Annotated in this window: 1 protein-coding gene; it reads right to left on the bottom strand. The window is 49.3% G+C overall.

Annotated features, from left to right (window positions below):
- Positions 1-371 (bottom strand): DUF7507 domain-containing protein (locus AC1DP6_RS36625; RefSeq protein ID WP_477059333.1); only part of this gene is annotated, 371 nt, incomplete at both ends.

The raw sequence follows: 371 nt of genomic DNA, 5'->3' as shown, positions 1-371 counted from the left end.
TGTATGTTGATGGCATTGCCTGCACCAGCGGTGATATTGCCGGTCAGTGTTACATCGCCACTGCCAGAGCTATTGCCTGTTATGGATGCGGCACCGGTGGTATTCGCTGTCCAGCTTACGCCGCTGAGTGTATCAGATACAATATCACTGATCTTCACACCAGTGGCATCAGATGGTCCGTCATTCGTCACAGTAATAGTATACTTCAGACTATCGCCTGCAATAGCGGTAGCTGCTGCTTGTTTCACGATACGCAGCGTCGGTTTCTTAGTCACCACGGTGATCACCGGCGTACTTGGAATAGAATCTCCTGTAGCTGGTTTCAGTACGGCAATATTAGATACGGAAGTATTCGTACCTGATCCTACCAC

The organism is Chitinophaga sp. 01L420 (genome assembly GCF_056399985.1).
Note: the sequence above shows the minus strand (reverse complement) of the source record. Positions and strands in the feature narration are given on the sequence as shown.